Raw genomic sequence first — 6,357 nt, 5'->3', positions numbered from 1 at the left:
CTCTCAATTAAATAATGGGCGATTGGCGCAGCTGGTTAGCGCGTTTCCTTGACACGGAAGAGGTCGCTGGTTCGAGTCCAGTATCGCCCACGATAAAGTCCGAAGGTAGATCTTCCCTTCGGGCTTTTTCTTTTTAAAGCCCAGGACAAATACCATTCGTTGTTCATGCGCGTCGAATTGATTCAACCACTTGTTTTGTGAGATTTGTTGTGTTGCCTCGCCCGGGTGACATCCTGTTTAATTAGGGTATGCTAACTTTCTCGAAAAATATGACGCGTGGTATGAGCCAATTCAGGTCGTCGATGCCTGCTGTCGCTATGTTCCTTGCCCTTTTCGCCCTACTCGCGGGTCTGGCCGGGTGTTCTGGACAGAACAATGCAACACATACCTCGTCGGCAGCAGAGAAAGCTCACCAGATGCGAGTTGTCGCACTTGACTGGCGATACGAAGAAATCCTCCACGCACTAGGCGTGCAGCCTGTGGGCATCGTTGAAATCGGAAAATCCCAGGCTCCCACCACTTTGAAAGGAAAGCTTGACGGCATTACTTCAGTTGGACAGGCGAAACAACCGAATCTTGAGGTGATTCAGTCCCTTTCTCCAGATCTGATCTTGGCAAGTCCAACTCGCCACGGCGCAATCATAAAACAACTCAAGGAGATTGCTCCGACAGAGGCATATTCTGATGCTCGTTACACTGATGTTTTGGATGCGATGGATAAGATCGCATCCAAACTCGGGCGTGAAGAAAAGGCACAGGCAGTGCGCGAGCGGCTGATGAATAAGATCGCCCTCGCTCGCAAGAAGGTCGCACCGGGGAGTCGAACAGCCTTGGTCGGATGGTCGAAAAACACCCTGTATACCTGGGTCAAAGATTCATTCGCCGGCTCGCTCCTGACAGCAGCAGGCTATGAATACGGTTACAACGGAGAGAAATCAGCCCTCGAATCGAAGACAGACGTAGCTGAGCTGACCGGAGATAAACTCCCGGCGATGAAACTCGACACGCTCTACCTCTACAACGACACAAAGGGTTTCCACGAAAGTCCCTACGGCGGCGTCGTGAAGAACATCGTCGACGTCGATCAAGACACTTGGTCACGCTCACGCGGCCCGCTTGCTGCCGAAGCGATGATTGATCTTATCATCGCGACCAAGTAACCGTGTCTTCGATTCGTAGCACACGCTCTCAAAGCGGAAACAGACTCTATTGGGCTGTCCTTGTTGTGTGCATGGTAACGATAGCTGGACAAGGGATATGGCAGCTGGCGGCAGTTGTTCCTCCAGAACAAGCACCGTGGTTGTATGACGAAGTCTGGCGAGTCACTCGAGATCGCCTTATTGCTTCACTGGTTATTGGCGCTGCTTTGGGAGTATCGGGAGTCCTGTTGCGTACTGCAACGGGGAATTACCTTGCCGATCCGCAGATCGTGGGAGTCAACTCTGGTGCGGCTTTCGGAGCCGTTGTCACAGGTTTTATTGTGGGGTCGACGTCGGCTACCTGGTCGCTTCTTGGTGCGCTGGGCGGGGCGGTTATTGCCTCGGTTCTGACAATTTCTTTGAGCATGCATGGAAGCTCGCCGGTGCATGACGGCACAAGTGCTGTACAAAAGATGGTTCTTCTGGGGCTTGCCGTATCTGCGCTTTTCAGTGCGCTGACATCGATTCTTTTGGTTCTCGATGAAGCGCAGTTGGGGACGGTGCTCGCCTGGCTCAATGGACGCCTTGGCGGGGTTCGGATAGGCGACGTGACACCAGCGATCTGCGCACTTATCGTCATTTTTCCTCTATGCGTGGTGGCCGGACGTGCATTCGACGTCCTCACCACCGGAGATTATCTGAGTCGGGCTGTAGGGGCGAACCCGGCGGTTATCCGCCATATCAGCATTATTTTCGCTGTTGTGTTGACAGCGACATGTGTTGCCGCAGCCGGACCGATTGGTTTCTTGGGTTTGTTCGCCGCCACTGTTTCAGTCAACATATGCGGGGTGAATCATCGGCGTGTTTTTATTCTGGCGGCATGCATCGGCGCAGTTCTCTTGCATACTGCAGATTCAGTGGCTCAATATCTGTGGGCGCCGGCTGAGACTCCCGTCGGTATCGTGACGGGAATGGCAGGTATCCCACTTCTTCTGTGGGGGATCCACCATGGGGGATCCACCCGGAAGCAGAAAGGCCAGTGGTGACACAGATATCGCGACGTTTCATCGCAGTGTTTTTCATAGGAGTTGTGCTCTTAGTCCTCGCCTGTGTGGTGGGTCTTGCTATTGGAGCGGTGGACAAGCCCCTCGACGAAGTCGTCGCAGGTGTTCTCGCGGGAGATGATCTGTATTGGCGCTACCGTATGCCTCGAGTGATGGTTGGTGCTCTCGCTGGGATAAGCATGGCGGTATCAGGATGTCTTCTCCAGATAGCATTGCGCAATCCTCTTGCTTCACCCGATACTCTCGGGGTCACAGCAGGAGGCGGGTTCTTTGCAGTTGTGGCGCTTCTCGGCTTCGGTACACTCCCAGCGAGTCTATTGACGCCTATTGCGTTTGTTGGAGCAGTTGTGGGAGCAGCTGGCGTTTTTATTGCCAGTGGTCGATCGGCTACCGATCCGGCGCGTTTAGCGTTGACCGGAGTTGCCGTCTCAGTCGGCTTGGGGACAGCTACCCAACTTCTGTTGGTTCGTGCGGCACCTGAAGCCGGCGCAGCGATGACATGGCTCAAAGGATCGCTCTATGCCAGAACGATTGACGATGCGATCACGGTTGCACCCATCATTGCGTGTGGATGTGTCGGTGCTGCGGTATTTGCTCGACATTTCAACGCATTGATCCTCACCGACTCAACGATGCGGGGTGTCGGCGTTGCACCGGGGCGTCTGCGATTGGGCGCCATTGCAATTGCCGTTGTATGTGGGGCTGCGGCTGTCAGCGCTGCTGGAGTTCTCGGTTTTGTCGGGCTACTTGTTCCTCATGCGGCAAAGCTCTTGGTAGGGCAGGATCTTACGAGACAAATTCCGGTGGCGGCTGTCGGCGGAGCAGCACTCGTGGTCGGAGCTGACGCCGTCGGGCGTTGGGCATTTGCTCCCACGGAGATCCCGGTCGGTGCTGTGATTGCTTTGGTTGGGGCGCCGTACTTTATCTCTTTAGTCATGCGTGTGACGAAGACAGGAAGGGCGTAATGATGATGAAAAATTCAGGTACAGCCTTGCGGTGTGCCCATGTATGTGCTGGATACGGGGCTGAGCTTGTACTTCACGATGTCAGTTGTGAAATTCCTGCTGGCAAAGTAACAGCTCTCATCGGCCCCAACGGGTGTGGTAAGTCGACACTTCTTAAAGTCTTGGGAAAGCAATTGTCTCAGAGCGCGGGAACAGTTGAGATGGCAGGTGAGCCAATTGCTTCTCTCACGGCTCGTCAATTTGCGCGCAGTTTGTCTTTCCTCCCCCAACAACCGACAGTTCCTGAAGGTATGAGTGTTCGTGAGCTCATTGCCTTTGGGCGGTATCCCTATACGGGTGCGTTCGCAAACCTGAAAGACGCTGACTATCAGATCATTGACGCTGCCGCTCGGCAAACAGGAGTGGAGCACCTGCTTGACCGCTCAGCAGTCACGCTCTCGGGCGGACAACGTCAGCGGATGTGGATCGCCATGACGCTCGCTCAACGCACTGACATTATGTTGCTTGATGAGCCGACGACGTTCCTTGATCCTGCCCATCAACTTGCGGTTCTTGATTTGGTACGTGAGCTGAATCAGGAGGGGCACACAATTGTCATGGTGGTTCACGACATGATCCACGCGGCAAAGTATTCAGATTATTTGGTGGTGATGAATGAGGGGAAAATTGTTGATCAAGGTCCGACCCAATCAACGTTGGATTCACGGTTGATTGATCAAGCATTCGGTCTGGCAAGCATGATGGTGACGGATCCCGTGACGGGGCGAAATCTTCCAGTTGCTTATGCAACATCGCACTCTCAGCACCTCGTTTAACAACAATATCCACAGGATATGAGAAGATCAGTGCCAATATTTCTCATGATGCGCACACAGGGGGAAAACCATGGGGCAATTAGTGCTGCGGGAGTTAACGAACAGAGATGAACTCGCCGCACGAAACGCTCACCGCATCATGAGTCAGGAGAACTTCGATTTTCTCTTAGGCGACTCCTCTCTGCCATGGCCCGAATTTCTTACTCAAGTGGCGCAAACAAAAATAGGCGAGAATTTGCCAAGCGGATACGTTCCCGCCACATTCATGGGTGCGTTCTACAACGGCGAGCTCATTGGGCGAGTCAGTATTCGTCACGAACTGAACGGCTACTTGCTCGCATTCGCTGGCCATATCGGATACGCCGTGCTGCCAGAGCACCGTCGGCGTGGTTATGGAACCAACATGCTGGCTCTCGCCGTGGACTATTGTGCACGCGAACTTGGGCATCAACGCGTACTTGTGACGTGTGCCGAGTCAAATCTCGCATCGCGTCGTGTCATCGAAGCCAATGGAGGCGTGCTTGAGAACACGTCAGATCTTGAGGGAGAAAAGATACGCCGATATTGGGTGGAAACCGTCAGTTCTCCGCGCCCGCAATGAATGCTCGGGTGCCGTCGTCGGTGGCCACGTCAATCGAACCGTATGACAGAGAACCTGAATCCAGAGTCTCAAGCAGTGTGAGGCAGCGAAGCAATGTCGATTTTCCTCCACCTGAAGGGCCAATAACGGCCACAACTTCACCTTCGGCCATATCAAAATCGATGCCGCGAAGAACATCTTGTGATCCGTACTATTTGCGTGCATTGCACACAAAGACAACAGACATTTTCACACCATCTCGTAGTTGTAACGTTTTTCGATTCTTCCCAAGGCGATCTCGACACCGAAATTGACCACCCAATAAATGAGACCGGCCAACATAAACGGCATCATCGAGGCCGTTGCGGCGGCTTGGGCTTTTGCCACCGAAAACATCTCGAGAATTCCGAGAGAGAAGGCAAGGGAGGTATCTTTAATCAAGGTGATCACTTCATTGCCGGTAGCTGGCAAAATGCGTTGGATCATCTGTGGGAAGATGATTCTTTTGAATGCGGCGGGGCGTGTGTATCCCAAGACAACGGCTGCCTCCCACTGCCCACGCGGAATTGAACCGAGACCGGAACGGTAGATTTCAGCAAAATATCCTGCGTAATTGAGGATAAACGCAACGGCAGCGGCGATAAATTTTGAGTGTGAATTGAGCTCGATACCGAACACGTAATACGGGGCAAAGTAGATTGCGAGCATCTGGAGCATGAGCGGAGTGCCTCGCATAATCGAAATGTAAATACGTGCAATCCACCGAAGGAACATATTTTTGCTCATTCGCGCGAAGGCGATCGGAATGCCGAGAGGTAGAGCGCCGACGAGCGTGAGGACAAAAAGTGCGATCGACAGTCCGAGCCCTTCACACAGGCCGATCAACATCACGGAAATAGACATGGAATTCTCGTTTCGTTCGTCAGCATGTTATTTGAGCAGCCAGTTTTCCCAGGCCAGGCCATCGTGGGCATATTTTTTCGCAATGCGTTGGGCAGTCCCATCGGCGCTCATTTCACGCAGTGTTTGAGTCACTGCGTCGGCGAGTGCTGTCCGGCCTTTTTTGAAGGCGACGACGTAGTGTTCGCTCGACAGCGGGTCGGCCAGTTTCACGTAGGCGCCGGGGTTTGCTGCCATGTGGAATTCAGCGATCGACAAATCACAGGCGACGGCGTCGACAGCACCAGATTCGAGTTCCATAAAAGCGGTGTTGTAATTATCGCGTTCCTGGAGGGAAGCGAAAGTATCAGCAAGTGCTTTTTGATTAGTGGAGAGAACATTGAGTGCAGCTGAATCAACTTGGGTCACGACATTCTTGCCAGCGAGTGCCCGAAGAGAGTTGATGGCAGAGCCCGCTTTAACGATGACGACCTGGCCATTGAGCATATAGGGATCAGAGAAAGTGTATTGATCTTCGCGCCCTTCCTTGGTGAATCCGTTCCATATCGCGCTGATTGCGCCAGTATTGAGCTCTGCGTCCTTCGTATCCCAGTTGATGGGTTGGGCAGAGAAACGCCACCCGTTTCGCCGGGCGACTTCTGCCGCGAGATCGAGGTCAAATCCGGTGTAGTTCCCGTCGTTGCCAAGATATCCGTAGGGTGGATATCCCTGGTCGAAGCCGACGGCAAATTCCATTCCGGCCTGTGGTGTGGGGTTCAGGGTCGCCGGTTGCCCGCATCCGCTGAATGTGAGCAGTGCAAGAGCGGCGAGTGAGTATATTTTTTTCAGTGTCATCAACATTCCTGACAGCAACAGAGGGTGAAAGAAAGTCGCGCCGCGATTAGTGAAGAGCGC

At 53.4% G+C, this 6,357-nt stretch carries 8 protein-coding genes and 1 tRNA gene; 6 read left to right on the top strand and 3 right to left on the bottom strand.

The annotated features are described in order from the left end of the window. The first annotated feature begins 16 nt into the window (after positions 1-16). From ACTOVJ_RS06105 to ACTOVJ_RS06080, 6 genes are all read left to right on the top strand, one after another. A tRNA-Val gene (locus tag ACTOVJ_RS06105) sits at positions 17-90 on the top strand. Between the two features lie 191 nt (positions 91-281). Next, positions 282-1,160, top strand: coding sequence for an ABC transporter substrate-binding protein (locus tag ACTOVJ_RS06100; protein ID WP_449502149.1), 879 nt, complete (start codon positions 282-284; stop codon positions 1,158-1,160). A gap of 2 nt (positions 1,161-1,162) precedes the next feature. Then, complete coding sequence (locus ACTOVJ_RS06095) at positions 1,163-2,185, top strand: FecCD family ABC transporter permease (protein ID WP_449504140.1); 1,023 nt, start codon at positions 1,163-1,165, stop codon at positions 2,183-2,185. Between the two features lie 44 nt (positions 2,186-2,229). Then, positions 2,230-3,168, top strand: coding sequence for a FecCD family ABC transporter permease (locus ACTOVJ_RS06090; protein WP_449504139.1), 939 nt, complete (start codon positions 2,230-2,232; stop codon positions 3,166-3,168). Further along, positions 3,168-3,983, top strand: a complete 816-nt coding sequence (locus ACTOVJ_RS06085) for an ABC transporter ATP-binding protein (protein WP_449502152.1) — start codon at positions 3,168-3,170, stop codon at positions 3,981-3,983. Before ACTOVJ_RS06090 ends, ACTOVJ_RS06085 begins: the two co-directional genes overlap by 1 nt. 70 nt (positions 3,984-4,053) lie before the next feature. Continuing rightward, positions 4,054-4,584, top strand: coding sequence for a GNAT family N-acetyltransferase (locus ACTOVJ_RS06080; RefSeq protein ID WP_449504137.1), 531 nt, complete (start codon positions 4,054-4,056; stop codon positions 4,582-4,584). Here the strand turns inward: ACTOVJ_RS06080 and ACTOVJ_RS06075 are convergent. The 3 genes from ACTOVJ_RS06075 to ACTOVJ_RS06065 form a co-directional block, all read right to left on the bottom strand. Beyond that, the gene (locus ACTOVJ_RS06075; RefSeq protein WP_449502237.1) at positions 4,562-4,747 is read right to left on the bottom strand and encodes an ATP-binding cassette domain-containing protein; all 186 of its coding nucleotides are present in this window, start codon (positions 4,745-4,747) and stop codon (positions 4,562-4,564) included. The genes ACTOVJ_RS06080 and ACTOVJ_RS06075 overlap by 23 nt on opposite strands. A 65-nt stretch (positions 4,748-4,812) precedes the next feature. Continuing rightward, a complete protein-coding gene (locus tag ACTOVJ_RS06070) occupies positions 4,813-5,466 on the bottom strand; it encodes an amino acid ABC transporter permease (protein WP_449504136.1) in 654 nt (217 codons plus the stop codon). Positions 5,467-5,493: 27 nt separating this feature from the next. Then, positions 5,494-6,297, bottom strand: a complete 804-nt coding sequence (locus ACTOVJ_RS06065) for a transporter substrate-binding domain-containing protein (RefSeq protein ID WP_449502155.1) — start codon at positions 6,295-6,297, stop codon at positions 5,494-5,496. Positions 6,298-6,357 lie beyond the last annotated feature (60 nt).

This window comes from Arcanobacterium sp. (ex Cirak et al. 2026) (genome assembly GCF_053585065.1).
This window is presented reverse-complemented; position numbering and strand designations above follow the sequence as displayed.

Excerpts from the sequence above, each read along its gene's own strand:
- ACTOVJ_RS06100 (WP_449502149.1), top strand. The coding sequence starts at position 282 with ATGAGCCAATTCAGGTCGTCGATGCCTGCTGTCGCTATGTTCCTTGCC.
- ACTOVJ_RS06085 (WP_449502152.1), top strand. The coding sequence starts at position 3,168 with ATGATGATGAAAAATTCAGGTACAGCCTTGCGGTGTGCCCATGTATGT.
- ACTOVJ_RS06080 (WP_449504137.1), top strand. The coding sequence starts at position 4,054 with ATGGGGCAATTAGTGCTGCGGGAGTTAACGAACAGAGATGAACTCGCC.
- ACTOVJ_RS06070 (WP_449504136.1), bottom strand. The coding sequence starts at position 5,466 with ATGTCTATTTCCGTGATGTTGATCGGCCTGTGTGAAGGGCTCGGACTG.
- ACTOVJ_RS06065 (WP_449502155.1), bottom strand. The coding sequence starts at position 6,297 with ATGACACTGAAAAAAATATACTCACTCGCCGCTCTTGCACTGCTCACA.